At 62.6% G+C, this 13,678-nt stretch carries 13 protein-coding genes; 11 read left to right on the top strand and 2 right to left on the bottom strand.

What is annotated here, in order from left to right; genetic code table 11:
• The first annotated feature begins 1 nt into the window (after position 1).
• On the top strand, positions 2 to 754 hold the full coding sequence (locus OP495_RS02990) for a DUF481 domain-containing protein (protein ID WP_280562749.1): 753 nt from the start codon (positions 2 to 4) through the stop codon (positions 752 to 754).
• Positions 755 to 834: 80 nt separating this feature from the next.
• Here the strand turns inward: OP495_RS02990 and OP495_RS02995 are convergent, their stop codons facing one another.
• Both OP495_RS02995 and rpmE read right to left on the bottom strand, forming a co-directional pair.
• Entirely contained in the window at positions 835 to 2,109 is a 1,275-nt protein-coding gene (locus OP495_RS02995) for a malic enzyme-like NAD(P)-binding protein (RefSeq protein WP_280567101.1), read from the bottom strand.
• Positions 2,110 to 2,380: 271 nt separating this feature from the next.
• A complete protein-coding gene (gene rpmE / locus OP495_RS03000; protein WP_280562747.1) occupies positions 2,381 to 2,596 on the bottom strand; it encodes a 50S ribosomal protein L31 in 216 nt (71 codons plus the stop codon).
• A 188-nt stretch (positions 2,597 to 2,784) separates the two neighbouring features.
• On the opposite strand from rpmE, the gene OP495_RS03005 reads away from it, so the two are divergent.
• The 10 genes from OP495_RS03005 (at position 2,785) to OP495_RS03050 (ending at position 13,664) form a co-directional block, all read left to right on the top strand.
• Positions 2,785 to 5,034, top strand: a complete 2,250-nt coding sequence (locus OP495_RS03005; RefSeq protein WP_280567103.1) for a primosomal protein N' — start codon at positions 2,785 to 2,787, stop codon at positions 5,032 to 5,034.
• Positions 5,035 to 5,189: 155 nt separating this feature from the next.
• Positions 5,190 to 6,875 (top strand): arginine--tRNA ligase, encoded by a 1,686-nt coding sequence (gene argS / locus OP495_RS03010; protein ID WP_280562745.1) that lies wholly within the window; start codon positions 5,190 to 5,192, stop codon positions 6,873 to 6,875.
• Positions 6,876 to 6,877: 2 nt separating this feature from the next.
• Positions 6,878 to 7,585, top strand: a complete 708-nt coding sequence (locus OP495_RS03015) for an SPOR domain-containing protein (RefSeq protein ID WP_280562743.1) — start codon at positions 6,878 to 6,880, stop codon at positions 7,583 to 7,585.
• A 152-nt stretch (positions 7,586 to 7,737) separates the two neighbouring features.
• Complete coding sequence (hslV, locus tag OP495_RS03020) at positions 7,738 to 8,256, top strand: ATP-dependent protease subunit HslV (protein ID WP_040239597.1); 519 nt, start codon at positions 7,738 to 7,740, stop codon at positions 8,254 to 8,256.
• Positions 8,257 to 8,294: 38 nt separating this feature from the next.
• The gene (hslU, locus tag OP495_RS03025; RefSeq protein ID WP_280567105.1) at positions 8,295 to 9,620 is read left to right on the top strand and encodes an ATP-dependent protease ATPase subunit HslU; all 1,326 of its coding nucleotides are present in this window, start codon (positions 8,295 to 8,297) and stop codon (positions 9,618 to 9,620) included.
• Between the two features lie 127 nt (positions 9,621 to 9,747).
• Positions 9,748 to 10,131, top strand: coding sequence for a DUF971 domain-containing protein (locus tag OP495_RS03030; protein ID WP_280562741.1), 384 nt, complete (start codon positions 9,748 to 9,750; stop codon positions 10,129 to 10,131).
• 98 nt (positions 10,132 to 10,229) lie between these two features.
• Positions 10,230 to 10,976 carry a bifunctional demethylmenaquinone methyltransferase/2-methoxy-6-polyprenyl-1,4-benzoquinol methylase UbiE gene (gene ubiE / locus OP495_RS03035; RefSeq protein WP_280562740.1) on the top strand — a complete coding sequence of 249 codons (747 nt, stop codon included), beginning with the start codon at positions 10,230 to 10,232 and terminating at the stop codon, positions 10,974 to 10,976.
• 7 nt (positions 10,977 to 10,983) lie between these two features.
• Positions 10,984 to 11,634, top strand: coding sequence for an SCP2 sterol-binding domain-containing protein (locus OP495_RS03040; protein WP_280567110.1), 651 nt, complete (start codon positions 10,984 to 10,986; stop codon positions 11,632 to 11,634).
• Complete coding sequence (gene ubiB, locus OP495_RS03045; protein ID WP_280562738.1) at positions 11,631 to 13,253, top strand: ubiquinone biosynthesis regulatory protein kinase UbiB; 1,623 nt, start codon at positions 11,631 to 11,633, stop codon at positions 13,251 to 13,253. The genes OP495_RS03040 and ubiB overlap by 4 nt, the downstream gene beginning before the upstream one ends.
• A gap of 72 nt (positions 13,254 to 13,325) precedes the next feature.
• On the top strand, positions 13,326 to 13,664 hold the full coding sequence (locus tag OP495_RS03050) for a phosphoribosyl-ATP diphosphatase (protein WP_280562737.1): 339 nt from the start codon (positions 13,326 to 13,328) through the stop codon (positions 13,662 to 13,664).
• Positions 13,665 to 13,678 lie beyond the last annotated feature (14 nt).

Consider the following 13,678-nt stretch of genomic DNA (forward strand, 5'->3'; position numbering starts at 1 on the left):
CATGCTCGTGTCGCGAGACTCGCGATGGCTATTGCTGATCATGCTGTTCGGTTGTGCCATTCCGGTGCACGCCGATCTGTTCTACGCACCGCCTGCACCGCAGGACGATGCCCCCAAGATGAGCGGCGAGGCCGAACTCGGCTATACGCACCTCTCCGGAAACAGTAACAGTCAAACATTGCTCGCCAAGGGACGCCTCACCTGGCTGACGGGTCGCCATACGCATACTCTGCGTGGCGAGACGCGCAGCGTTCAGGAAAACGATGAAACCAGCACCGAGCAGTACCTGCTGGGCGGCCGCGAGCGTTATGAGCTGGAGGGCCCTCACTACCTGTTCGGTTTCGGACGCTGGGAAAAAGATCGTTTCAGCGGTTACGACTTCCAGTTCACCACTATCGGTGGCTATGGCCGCCAGTGGCTCGACGGGCCGACGCACACACTGTCCACGGAATTCGGCCCAGGCTATCGTCACGATGCCTACCAGGACGGCGATGAAGACGATCTGGGCTTGGCCTATGCTGCACTCGACTATCGCTGGAACATCTCGGAAGGCGCCTACTTCGAGCAGGCAGTTTCTGTAGAGGCGGCCGAACCCAACACCACGACACGCTCGATTTCGTCGCTGACCTCCCAGCTCAATTCGCACCTGGCGCTCAAGATGTCTTTTGAGGTCAAGAACAACACGAATCCACCGGATGGCGCCGAAGCCAACACCGATCGCACTACCTCGATGTCACTGCTCTACAGCTGGTGACACCGACCAACGCAGCCCCACAACTACTAAGGGCCGCTCCCCTGAGCGGCCCTTAGCTATCATGCCTGTTCGGCGCGCGACTATAGCGGCCTGTAAACGTCCTTGATGCTGGTCAACGGATAATGTGCCGGATAGGGTTTGCGTGCCACGCCGCTATCTACCGCCGCTTGCGCCACTGCCGAGGCGACTCTGTCGAGCAGCCGGGAATCCAGCGGCGTGGGAATGATGTAACCGCGCCCGAACTCCAGCGATTCGATGCCATAGCCATCCAGCACCTCGCGGGTCAACGGCTCACGCGCCAGGTCCTTGAGGGCATGCACGGCCGCCACTTTCATTTCTTCATTGATACGCGTGGCGCGAACGTCCAACGCGCCACGGAAGATGAAGGGAAAGCCCAGCACGTTATTGACCTGGTTAGGGTAATCGGAACGTCCGGTGGCCATGATCACATCATCACGAGTCTCGTTGGCCACGTCCGGATGAATCTCGGGGTCGGGGTTGGAGCAAGCAAAAACCACCGGACTTACCGCCATTCGCTCGAGCTGCTCGGGCTTGAGCAGGTTGGGACCGGACAGCCCCACGAAGACGTCGGCGCCTTCGATGGCATCATCCAGCGTACGCCGCGACGTCTCGGTGGCGAACATCCCCTTGTACTGGTTGAGATCGTCACGCTCACTGTGCACCACGCCTTTGCGATCGAGCATATAGATATGCTCGGCGCGGGCACCACACGAGACCAGCAGATTCATGCAGGCGATGGCCGCCGCGCCCGCGCCCAGGCAAACGATCTTGGCATCTTCGAGGGGCTTGCCAGCAATATCCAGGGCATTGAGCAGCCCTGCGGCCGTGACGATGGCCGTGCCGTGCTGATCATCGTGGAAGACCGGAATGTTGCACTGCTCGATCAACGCTTGCTCGATCTCGAAGCACTCCGGCGCCTTGATATCCTCGAGATTGATGCCGCCCCAGGTATCGGCGATACGTGCCACGGTATCGATGAAGGCCTGCGGGCTCTCGGCATCGAGCTCGATGTCCACGGAGTTGATACCCGCGAAGCGCTTGAACAGCACGCCCTTGCCTTCCATGACCGGCTTGCTGGCCAAGGGGCCCAGATTGCCCAGACCAAGGATTGCGCTGCCGTCGGAGACCACGGCTACCAGATTGCCCTTGCCGGTATACAGATAGGCGTTTTCCACGTCCTTGGCGATTTCGCGACACGGCTCGGCCACCCCGGGGCTATACGCCAGGGCCAGATGTTTCGATGTCTCGGTGGGCTTGGTCAGTTCGACGGATAACTTGCCGGGAGTCGGCTTGGCGTGATACTCCAGCGCTGCCTGTCTTTTTTCGTCACTCATGAGCTTTTTCCAATCGTCTGCATGGAGGCATGATCGCCAGAATATAGAAAAAGACTTCGCCAAACAACTTGTGCCAAGTTCGCGACATTAAAGACTTTTAAGCGACCTTTTGAAGCAATTGCCATCCATTTATTGAAACTTATGCCCGACTAACCAGGCATAAAACAAACCTTATCGGAGCGTCGTTTTCGACTTTTCAAAAATAAAAAAACCCGCCATTTGGCGGGTTTCTCGAACGTCGGCGATAGCGCCTACATAACGGCTTCTTGAATCAGCCGCGCTTGATCGCTGCACCGAAACGCTTGTTGAAGCGCTCGACACGACCACCGGTGGTCGCCTGCTTCTGCTTGCCAGTGTAGAACGGGTGGCACTGCGAGCAGACATCCAGGTAGAAGTCGTCTTTGGCCGTGGAGCCCAGCTCGAAGGTCGCGCCACAGGAACAGGTGGCGGAGACCTTCTTGTATTCGGGATGAATCGCTTGTTTCATTTTGCTGCCTCACGCTATGGTGCGCCGCCACCTGGTCGATGCCAGGCACCGCACACGGGTTGATAAAGATGCAACCGATTGATTCGGCATGCGACCCTGACGATACTCGCCTTGGCCCACAGCCGAAGGGGCACATATTATAGCAGCGCCTTGACATCGCTGAAAAGGCACGTAGCGCCTGCAACGCCATGTGCCGCCATCCTTTCGGAGGACTCTTGTCGAGCACCGATCATACGCCGCGACTACTCAGAGTTGCCCTGCCCACGCCGTTGCGACGCCTCTTCGACTATCGCCCCTGTCGCGAGGCTCCCGCCTGTGGTTGGCGCCCAGGGCTTCGCGTCAAGGTGCCATTCGGACGTCGCCAGCTCATCGGCGTAGTGGTCGAGTGCCCCGAACGCAGCGACGTGCCGGACGCACAGCTCAAGGCCGTGCTGGCGTGTCTCGACGATGCTCCCCTGCCCGCTGACTGGTGGTGGTTGTGTCGCTTCACCGCACGCTACTACCAGCATCCGCTGGGCGACACCATCACCCAGGCACTCCCTGTCGCCTTGCGCCAGGGACGGCCACTGCAGGCCCGTCACCAGGAGCGCTGGATAGCGCGCGACGGCGATACCGGCACGCTCGAACGCGCGCCTCGCCAGGCCGAACTGCTGGCGATGCTGCGCCAGCACCCACGCGGCTTGATAACTCGCGCGGTCACCGCGCAAGGCTTCACCCGCGCACAGCTCGAAGGCCTGCAGGCCAAGCATCTCGTCGAGTGCCACGAAGAGCGACTGACGACCACCGAGGAAGAATCCAGCTCGCAGCTCGCCGAACCCTCGTTGCCACTGACCCGCGAACAGGCGGGCGCCCTTGCCGAGATTCACGAAGGTCTCGAGCGTTATCATCCGTGTCTGCTGTACGGCGTCACCGGCAGCGGCAAGACCGAGGTCTACCTGCAGCTCATCGAGGCGGTGCTCGCGCGAGGCCGCCAGGCGCTGGTGCTCGTGCCGGAGATCGGCCTGACACCGCAAACACTGACCCGTTTCCGGCAACGCTTTCGAGTCCCGGTGGTCGCTCTGCATTCGGGACTCACCGACCTCGAACGTCTGGATGCCTGGGATGCCGCGCGTACCGGCCGAGCCCCGATCGTCATCGGCACCCGCTCGGCGGTCTTCACTCCCCTGGCCGCTGCCGGGGTGATCATCATCGACGAGGAACACGACGGCTCCTTCAAACAACAGGAAGGCCTGCGCTACCACGCCCGTGACTTGGCCATCGCCCGCGCCCACCGCGAGAACATCCCCATCGTGCTGGGCAGCGCCACACCAGCACTGGAGACCCTCGCCCAGGCCCGTAGTGGCCGCTACCGCCATCTGCGTCTGTCGCAACGCGCCAACCGGCATGCCCCGGCACGTCTGGAGCTGACCGACCTACGCGGACGCCATCGTCAGGGCGGTTTGATAGCCCCCGCCATCGAGGCAATCCGCCAGACCCTTAACGCGGGCAACCAGGTGCTGGTTTTCATCAATCGGCGCGGTTTCGCTCCCTCTCTGGCATGCCACGCGTGCGGCTGGCTAGCCGAGTGCCCACATTGCGATGCTCGCATGACGCTGCACCGTCAGCCCCAGGAACTGGTCTGCCATCATTGCGACTTTCACCGCCCGCTGCCCGATGCCTGCCCGGAGTGCGGCAGTGGCGACCTGCGCCCACTGGGCAGCGGCACCGAACGCACCGAGGAAACGCTGGCCGCCTTATTTCCCGAGACGCCCGTGCACCGCATCGACCGTGACAGCACTCGGCGCAAGCAAGCCTTCGAGGAGATCCTGCGCGAGATTCGACGCGGCGAGCCCAGCCTGCTGGTCGGCACCCAGATGCTCGCCAAAGGCCATCACTTGCCGCATGTCACGCTGGTGGTCGTGGTCAACGCCGACGCTGGCCTCTACGCCAGCGACTTCCGCGCCCTCGAACACAGTACTCAACTGCTGGTGCAGGTCGCCGGTCGCGCTGGCCGCGCCGAGCATCCTGGACGCGTGCTGGTCCAGACCCTGCATCCCGACGACCCCAACCTGCGCCTGCTCGCCGACAGCGGCTATGAAGCGCTCGCCGGCCAACTGCTGGAAGAGCGTCGCCTGGCCGGCCTGCCCCCCTACCGCCATCTCGCCTTGGCACGTTTCGAGGCGGCACGCGAGACGCACGTCGCCGACGTCGCCGGCAACGCCGCCGAGGCGCTGCGTGAATGGCTGGCCGCCCAGGGATCGACCGTCACCTGCCTGGGCCCGGTACCTGCGCCCATGGAGCGCCGCCAGAACCGCTACCACATGCAAGTGATGCTCTCCGACACGCGACGCAGCAGCCTGCACCGCGCCTGCGCCTGGCTCGTGCAATGGCTGGAGAATCATCCCGATGGCCGACGCGTGCGCGCCTCGCTGGACATCGACCCGCAAACCTTGAGTTGAGCCACCCCCGACAGCGCGTCTGCCTCCGCCGGCGGGTATGGCGCGCTTGGGTTTAAAGGCGGCGGCCAATCGCCGATAATGACCGACCCAACGCTCTTAGCGCAGCCTGGCGCTCGCCGGCCTGTCGCGCGCCAGACACAGGACATCGGAATTTCATGAAAGAGACCATCATCGAGCTGCTCGAGGCCGCCGGCACGCAGCTCAAGCAGCAAGGCATTCTGCCCGCGGACACCCCGCTGACCGTCAAGGTCGAGCCTACCAAGGACAAGGCCCATGGCGACTACGCGAGCAACCTCGCGCTGACGCTGGCCAAGCCAGCCGGCCGCAAGCCACGCGAGCTGGCCGAGGCGCTGGTCGCAGCGCTGCCGGAAAGCACCGCCATACGCCAGGTCGACATCGCCGGCCCCGGATTCATCAACTTCTTCGCCGCCACCGAGGCCATCGCTCAGGTCGTGCCCAGCATTCTGGATGCTGGCGATACCTTCGGGCGCAGCCTGAGTGGCCAGGGCCAACAGGTGCAGGTGGAATTCGTCTCCGCCAACCCCACCGGGCCGCTACACGTCGGCCATGGGCGTGGTGCCGCCATCGGCGACTGTCTGTGCCGGCTTCTGGAAGCCACCGGCTTCGATGTCACTCGCGAGTTCTACTACAACGATGCGGGTGTCCAGATCCACAATCTCGCCCAATCGGTGCAGGCCCGCGTGAGAGGTCTCACGCCAGAGACCGCCGAGTGGCCCGAGAACGGCTATCGCGGCGCCTACATTGTCGATGTCGCCAAGGCGTATCTGGCCGGCGAGACAATTACTGCCGATGACCGAGAAGTCACCGGCAAAGGAGATGCCGACGATCTCGATGCCATCCAGGACTTCGCCGTTGCCTACCTACGTCGCGAGCAGGACCTCGACCTCAAGGCGTTCGGTGTCGCGTTCGATGTCTACTTCCTGGAGTCCTCGCTGTACAACGACGGCAAGGTGGACGCCACGGTGAAAGCGCTCGTTGACGGCGGCCATACATATGAAGAAGACGGCGCGACCTGGCTGCGCACCACCGACTTCGGTGACGACAAGGATCGGGTGATGCGCAAGAAAGACGGCGATTACACCTACTTCCTGCCGGACGTCGCCTACCACCACGACAAGTGGCAGCGTGGCTTCACCACCGTGATCAACGAGCAAGGCGCCGATCACCACTCCACGGTCACCCGGGTGCGGGCCGGCCTCCAGGCGCTGGAAACCGGCATCCCCCAAGTTTGGCCGGACTACGTGCTGCATCAGATGGTGCTGGTCACGCGCTCCGGGGTCGAGGTCAAGCTCTCCAAGCGTGCCGGCAGCTACGTGACCCTGCGCGATCTAATCGATGAGGTGGGCCGCGATGCCACCCGTTTCTTCCTCGCCGCACGGCGTGCCGATTCGCAGTTGACCTTCGATATCGATCTTGCCCGCTCACAGTCCAACGACAATCCGGTCTATTACATCCAGTACGCTCATGCGCGCGTGTGCAGCATGATGCGCCGCGCCGAATCCGACGCCAAGGCCTTCGATCATGCGCTGGGCATGCAGCATCTGAATCGGCTCGACACCGGGCAGGAGAAAGAGCTGATGAACCGCCTGGCACGCTACCCGGAAGTCGTCGAACGGGCCGCCCAGACCCGCGAGCCACAGCAGGTTGCCCAGTACCTGATGGACCTGGCCTCCGATTTCCACACCTGCTACAACGCGGTCAAAGTCATGGTCGACGACGATGAATTGCGCAATGCCCGATTGGCACTGGGCCTGGCCACGCGGCAAGTGCTGCGCAACGGCCTCGACCTGATGGGCGTCAGTGCACCCGAGGAGATGTAAGCATGGCTCGTCGCCCTGCCCAGAAAGGAAAAAGCAATTCTCGCGCTACGTCACGCGGCGCCACCAGTCGCAAGCGCCAGACCAAGTCATCGCGCGCGGGACTCCCTGGATGGCTATGGGGCGTAGTCGGCTTGATCGCCGGCTTCGCGCTCGCCCAATACTTCCAGCAGTCGGCCCCGGAACCGGTCGCCACGGTAATGCCCAAGTCCTCCAATAGCGCCTCGTCCGGCAGCGATTCGGCGGGTAATACAGGCGATGGCGCCTCATCAAGCGGTACTGCCAACGAGGACGCCGCCGAGTCGCGCATGCCGACCTTCGAGTTCTATACCTTGTTACCGGAATCGGAGGTCATCGCACCCAAGGTGGATAACACCGCAGTGCCCAGTCGCGATGGCGAGAGATCGCCGGACACCAGCGACGACCGTGCTGACGACCGTGCTGACGAGGTGGTGGCCGACCCTTCAGCCGATGGGCTCAAGTACATGCTGCAGGCGGCCTCGTTTCGCAAGGTTGCCGATGCCAAGCGTCTCGCAAGCCGGCTTCAGGATCTCGGACTGATCGCCAAGATCACCGAAGTGCAAACCTCCAACAACGAAACCTGGCATCGTGTTCAGGTCGGCCCCTACCAAGACACGAATGAGCTGACGCGCGCCCAGGATCTGATGGTGACACAAGGCATCGAGCCACTGCTGATCAAGCTGCAGAACTGAAGGAGTGACCGGGCGGCTTGATTTCCCTGTTTGCCGCCCGCATTACCGTAAGCACAATGGCATGCGTCGCCACCGTTTTATCGCCTGGGGGCCACAGGCGCCTCGGCAATCAAGTCATCGGGTGCCCGACACCCCACAAGGAGCTCCCATCCATGACCACGATCGTATCCGTACGTCGCGGCGAACATGTCGCCCTCGCCGGCGATGGTCAGGTTTCGCTCGGCAACACGGTGATGAAGGGCAACGCCAGCAAGGTACGCCGCATTCACCATGGCAAGGTGCTGGCCGGTTTCGCCGGCGGCACGGCCGACGCTTTCACCCTGTTCGAGCGCTTCGAGGCCCAGTTGGATAAGTACCAGGGACATCTGGTCAAGGCCGCCGTCGAGCTTTCCAAGGAGTGGCGCACCGACCGTGCCCTGCGGCGTCTGGAAGCGATGCTCGCCGTGGCCGACAAGAACGCTTCGCTAATCCTCACCGGCAATGGCGACGTCGTCGAACCCGAACGCGGAATCATCGCCATCGGCTCCGGCGGCCACTACGCCCAGGCCTCCGCACGCGCCCTGCTCGAGAACACCGAGCTCGACGCGCGCGCCATTACCGAGAAGTCGCTCGAAATCGCCGGCGATATCTGCGTCTTCACCAATCAAAACATTACCCTAGAGGAGCTGTGAGTCACGCTCACCGCTCCCGGGCAGCATAGGGCTTCGTCATGACACAGATGACTCCCCGCGAGATCGTCCACGCACTGGATCAGTACATCATCGGCCAGCAGGAAGCCAAGCGCTCGGTGGCCATCGCCCTGCGCAATCGCTGGCGCCGCATGCAGCTCGACGACAGTCTGCGCGGCGAGGTAGTGCCCAAGAACATCCTGATGATTGGCCCCACGGGGGTCGGCAAGACAGAGATCGCCCGCCGCCTGGCCAAGCTGGCCGGGGCGCCATTCATCAAGATCGAGGCGACCAAATTCACCGAAGTGGGCTATGTCGGCCGCGACGTCGAGTCGATCGTCCGTGACCTGGTCGAGATGGCCATGAAGATGGTCCGCGAGCAGGCCAAGGAAGAAGTCGCTCACAAGGCCGAGGACGCCACCGAAGAGCGCATTCTCGACGCACTTTTACCCCGGCCGCGCGGCAGTGAGTACGACCATGCCCACGACGACTCCTCGACGCGTCAGACCTTCCGCAAGAAACTTCGCGAAGGTCAGCTCGACGACAAGGAGATCGACATCGAGGTCACGCCTCAAGGCGGTAATGTCGATATCTCTGCGCCGCCGGGCATGGAAGAGATGACCAATCAGCTGCAAAGCATGTTCTCCAACATGGGCAAGCAGACGTCGGAGTCGCGTCGCGTGACCGTCGAGGAAGCAAGGCGGTTGCTGCACGACGAAGAAGCCGCCAAGCTTGTCAACGAAGAGCAAATCAAGAACCGCGCCATCGAGGCGGTCGAGCAGAACGGCATCGTCTTCCTCGACGAGATCGACAAGGTCGCCAAGGGGGGTGACTCAGGCAGCGGCGGCGATGTCTCCCGCGAAGGCGTACAGCGCGACCTGCTGCCGCTGATCGAGGGGTCGACGGTGTCCACCAAGCATGGCATGGTCAATACGGACCATATCCTGTTCATCGCCTCGGGAGCGTTCCACCTCTCCAAGCCATCGGACTTGATCCCCGAATTGCAGGGGCGCCTACCGATTCGTGTCGAGCTGCAAGCGCTGACGCCGGATGACTTCAAGCGCATCCTGACCGAGCCGTCTGCCGCACTGACCCGACAATACCAGGCGCTGCTGGCCACCGACGGCCTGGACGTGGACTTCACCGATGAAGGCATCACACGTATCGCCGAGATCGCCTGGCAGGTCAACGAAGGCACCGAAAACATCGGCGCCCGGCGCCTGCATACGGTGATGGAGCGCCTGCTCGAGGAGCCATCCTTCCAAGGAGGCGACATGGCAAGCCCGCTGACCATCGATGCCGCCTATGTCGACGAGCAACTCGGTGAACTAGCCACCGACGAAGACCTGTCGCGGTACATTCTCTAAGACGCGGCTACGCCGCTCGAAGTCGGAAGACCGGCGCTTCGCGCCTCGGAAGAAGGAAGAGGAACCTCTACCCTGACGTACCTCTTCCTTCTTGCTTCTTCCGTCTTCCTTCTCACCGGAGGTGTTCATGTCCGCACCCGTTCCCACACGCATCCATTACCACAAGCAGGCTCGCGAGCTAGAGCTCGGCTATGCCGATGACACATCCTACCGTCTGCCGACGGAGCTGTTGCGCGTGTTCTCGCCCTCCGCCGAGGTTCGCGGCCACGGCCCGGACACCGCTGTCCTGCAGGTTGGCAAGAAGGATGTCGGCCTCCAGAACATCACCCAGGTCGGGCGTTATGCCCTCAAGCTGCACTTCGATGATGGCCACGACAGCGGCCTGTACAGCTGGGACTACCTCTATGAAATGGCCCACCATCAAGAGCAATGGTGGGCCGATTACCTGCGCCGTCTCGAGGAAGCCGGTGCCTCACGCGAGCCTTCCACCATCACCATCAAGGAGTTATAAGACACCCCGGCGTGGCGACAAACGCCGGGGCCGACGTTACAATACAACTCTACTTCCACGCACCGCGCGGGCACTCCACGCCTGCCCAAGGAAAGGTCATGGACAAGCGCACGACCCACTTCGGTTATCAGGAAGTTCCGATTGAGGAGAAAGCCGACCGGGTGGCGCAAGTCTTCCATTCGGTCGCCGCCCGCTATGATGTCATGAACGATCTCATGTCGTTCGGCGTGCATCGCCTCTGGAAACGCCTGACGCTCGAGCGTGCCGGTGTCCGCCCCGGCCATCACGTGCTCGATATCGCTGGCGGTACCGGCGACCTTGCGCTCAAGTTCTCGCGCCTGGTCGGTCCTCGCGGTCGTGTGGTCCTCGCCGACATCAACGCCTCGATGCTGCATGTGGGCCGCGACAAGCTGCTCGATAACGGTGTCGGCGACAATGCCGAATACGTGCAGGCCAATGCCGAAGCGCTGCCCTTCGCCGACAACAGCTTCGACTGCATCACCATCGCCTTCGGCCTACGCAACGTCACCGACAAGGAGGCCGCGCTGCGTTCCATGGCGCGCGTGCTCAAGCCTGGCGGCCGCCTGTTGATACTGGAATTTTCCAAGCCGGCGAGCGCTGCGCTGTCGCGCCTCTACGACGAATATTCCTTCCGCGTCTTGCCGCGTATGGGCGAATGGGTCGCCCAGGACGGCGAGAGCTATCGCTACCTGGCCGAATCGATTCGCATGCATCCCGATCAGGAAACCCTCAAGGCGATGATGGAAGACGCCGGGCTCGAACGTGTCGAGTACACCAACATGACTGGGGGCGTCGTCGCCCTGCACCGTGGCATCAAACTATGAGGCCGTCATGCCGGTGATGCTCACTCCCCTGCTGGCCAGCGCGGAAACGTTGATCAACGGGCTGCTGGCACACGATCCCGCTTCGCCCTCGCGCTTGGAACAGCTTGCCGGACAGTGCATATCGCTGCGTCTGGAACGCCCGTCCCTGGCGGTGCTGGTGTGTTTCGACACCCACGGCATCACCCTGCTCGCCCAGCACGATCCCGACGAGGCCGATAGCGACGTGGTCGTCGAGCTGGATGTCGAGACCCTGGGCGCGCTGCTGAGTGGCGAACGTGTCGAGGCGCTGATGTTCGCCGGGCGGCTGTCGGTGCGCGGACGCACACATGTACTCGAACGCGCCAGTCAGTTGCTCAGTGATCTGGAAATCGACTGGGAAGCCGAGCTCGCAAACTGGCTAGGCGACATGCCCGCGCATAGCCTGTCGCAAGGCTTGCGACGCCTGAACCGCTTCGGCCTGCGCACACGCGGCGAGTTGCGACGCGACGTGCATGAATACCTGACCGAAGAAGCACGGCTACTGCCCAGTCGTACGCAATGGGAGATCGCCCGCGAGCATCTGACGCAACTAGGCCTGGCCACCGACCGACTCGAAGCGCGCCTGGACCGGCTGGTCCGCGAAATCGAACGTCGCCGACAGGAGGAGCACGCGTCGTGAGTTTGCGGTTGTTTCGTATCGGCTGGGTGATCGCGCGTTTCCGCCTCGACACCCTGATTCCCGCAGCGCGCCTCCCCGGCATACTGCGCGTGGCGATGAAGCTCTCGCCACTGCGCTTGCTGCCCACCGGAGCGCATACTCGGGGCAAGCGCCTACGCCTGGCGCTCGAAGACCTGGGCCCGATTTTCGTCAAGTTCGGCCAGATGCTATCCACCCGCCGTGATCTTCTACCGCCGGATATTGCTGACGAACTCAAACGTCTACAGGATCAGGTACCGCCGTTTCCCGGCGAGCAGGCCCGTGCGCTGGTAGAAGAAGAACTCGGCATGGACATCGATGCCGCCTTCGCCGAGTTTACTCGCGACCCGCTTGCCTCGGCCTCGATCGCCCAGGTGCACGGCGCGCGCCTGCACAGCGGCGAAGAGGTAGTGGTCAAGATCATTCGCCCCAACATCGATGGCGTGATACGTAAGGACATCGGCCTGCTGTATACCTTCGCGCACCTGCTCAAGCGTGTTCCCGAAGCCAAGCGTCTACGTCCCGTCGAGGTCGTTGCCGACTACGAGGCCACGCTGTTCGATGAACTGGATCTGCACAAGGAAGCGGCCAACACCTCGCAACTCAAGCGCAACTTCCGCGATTCGCCGCTGCTTTACGTGCCGGCGATTCACTGGTCGCTGACACGCAAGCAGGTAATGGTTCAGGAGCGTATCCACGGCATTCCGGTGGCCGACATGGACGCCCTGCAAGCGGCCGGCATCGACTTGCGCCGACTCGCCGAGCGCGGTGTGGAGATCTTCTTCACCCAGGTGTTTCGCGATAACTTCTTCCATGCCGACATGCACCCCGGCAATATCTTCGTGTCCGCCGACAATCCGCACGATCCGCAGTACATCGCCATCGATTGCGGGATCGTCGGCAGCCTGACCCGCGAGGACCAGGATTACCTGGCCCGCAACCTGCTCGCTTTCTTCCGCCAGGACTACTACGAAGTCGCCGTATTGCACATCGAATCGGGCTGGGTCGGCGAGGACACCCGCGCCAACGAGTTCGCCGCCGCCATTCGTGCGGTCTGCGAGCCGATTCTCGAGAAGCCGCTCAAGGACATTTCCTTCGGCCAGGTGCTGCTGGGGCTGTTTCAGACCGCGCGGCGCTTCAACATGGAAGTCCAGCCGCAGTTGGTGCTGTTGCAGAAAACGCTGCTCAACATCGAAGGGCTCGGTCGCCAGTTGTACCCGGACCTCGACTTGTGGAGCACCGCCAAGCCTTACCTGGAACAGTGGATGAAAGAGCGCGCCGGGCCACGCGGCTTCTGGGACGCCTTGACCAAGCACGCGCCCGAACTCTCGCGACAGTTGCCCGAGCTGCCCGTGCTAGCCCACCAGGCCCTCACCCGCAATGAAGACAGCCACCGCCAGCAGCGCCAGCAAACCGAGGCGCTCAATGCCTTGCGGCGGCGCTTGCGCGGTGCCGGAACGCGGGCGCGACGGCTACGCTTTGGAACGCTGTTGGTTGCCATCGCTTTAGCTTGGCAGCCTCTCTGGGAATGGGCGCATAATCAGCCCTGGCCAGTGCTCACCGCCGCCGCGCTCGGCCTGCTATTGATTGCCTGGCGTTAACATCCCCTCTCAGCGCGCAATGTTGCTGCTATCATCTACCCATCATCCTCTTTGTCTCGGAACCGTCACATCATGAGTGATACGCTTTCCCAGCTATCGGACGTCCTGGCCGCACGCCGCCATGCCGCCCCCGACAGCTCATACGTTGCCAAGCTCCATGCCCAGGGCCTCAACAAGATCCTGGAGAAAGTTGGTGAGGAGGCTACCGAAACCCTGCTTGCCGCCAAGGATGCCGAACACGGCGACGATAAAACGCGTCAGGCATTGGTCGCCGAAACCGCCGACCTGTGGTTTCATAGCCTGGTGATGCTGTCGCATCTGGACATCGATCACCAAGCCGTTCTGGACGAGCTGGCCCGTCGCTTCGGCGTCTCCGGCCTGGACGAGAAGGCGGCACGACAATCACGCTAATCGGCTCGGCCACA

It is taken from the genome of Chromohalobacter sp. 296-RDG (assembly GCF_029889885.1).
In the GTDB taxonomy this organism is placed as follows: domain Bacteria; phylum Pseudomonadota; class Gammaproteobacteria; order Pseudomonadales; family Halomonadaceae; genus Chromohalobacter.

What these genes read in the sequence shown, in the direction of transcription:
- OP495_RS02995 (WP_280567101.1), bottom strand. Translation starts at nt 2,109, where the DNA reads ATGAGTGACGAAAAAAGACAGGCAGCGCTGGAGTATCACGCCAAGCCG.
- hslU (WP_280567105.1), top strand. Translation starts at nt 8,295, where the DNA reads ATGACACAGATGACTCCCCGCGAGATCGTCCACGCACTGGATCAGTAC.
- OP495_RS03015 (WP_280562743.1), top strand. Translation starts at nt 6,878, where the DNA reads ATGGCTCGTCGCCCTGCCCAGAAAGGAAAAAGCAATTCTCGCGCTACG.
- rpmE (WP_280562747.1), bottom strand. Translation starts at nt 2,596, where the DNA reads ATGAAACAAGCGATTCATCCCGAATACAAGAAGGTCTCCGCCACCTGT.
- OP495_RS03040 (WP_280567110.1), top strand. Translation starts at nt 10,984, where the DNA reads ATGCCGGTGATGCTCACTCCCCTGCTGGCCAGCGCGGAAACGTTGATC.
- hslV (WP_040239597.1), top strand. Translation starts at nt 7,738, where the DNA reads ATGACCACGATCGTATCCGTACGTCGCGGCGAACATGTCGCCCTCGCC.
- OP495_RS03050 (WP_280562737.1), top strand. Translation starts at nt 13,326, where the DNA reads ATGAGTGATACGCTTTCCCAGCTATCGGACGTCCTGGCCGCACGCCGC.
- OP495_RS02990 (WP_280562749.1), top strand. Translation starts at nt 2, where the DNA reads ATGCTCGTGTCGCGAGACTCGCGATGGCTATTGCTGATCATGCTGTTC.
- OP495_RS03005 (WP_280567103.1), top strand. Translation starts at nt 2,785, where the DNA reads ATGTGCCGCCATCCTTTCGGAGGACTCTTGTCGAGCACCGATCATACG.
- argS (WP_280562745.1), top strand. Translation starts at nt 5,190, where the DNA reads ATGAAAGAGACCATCATCGAGCTGCTCGAGGCCGCCGGCACGCAGCTC.
- ubiE (WP_280562740.1), top strand. Translation starts at nt 10,230, where the DNA reads ATGGACAAGCGCACGACCCACTTCGGTTATCAGGAAGTTCCGATTGAG.
- OP495_RS03030 (WP_280562741.1), top strand. Translation starts at nt 9,748, where the DNA reads ATGTCCGCACCCGTTCCCACACGCATCCATTACCACAAGCAGGCTCGC.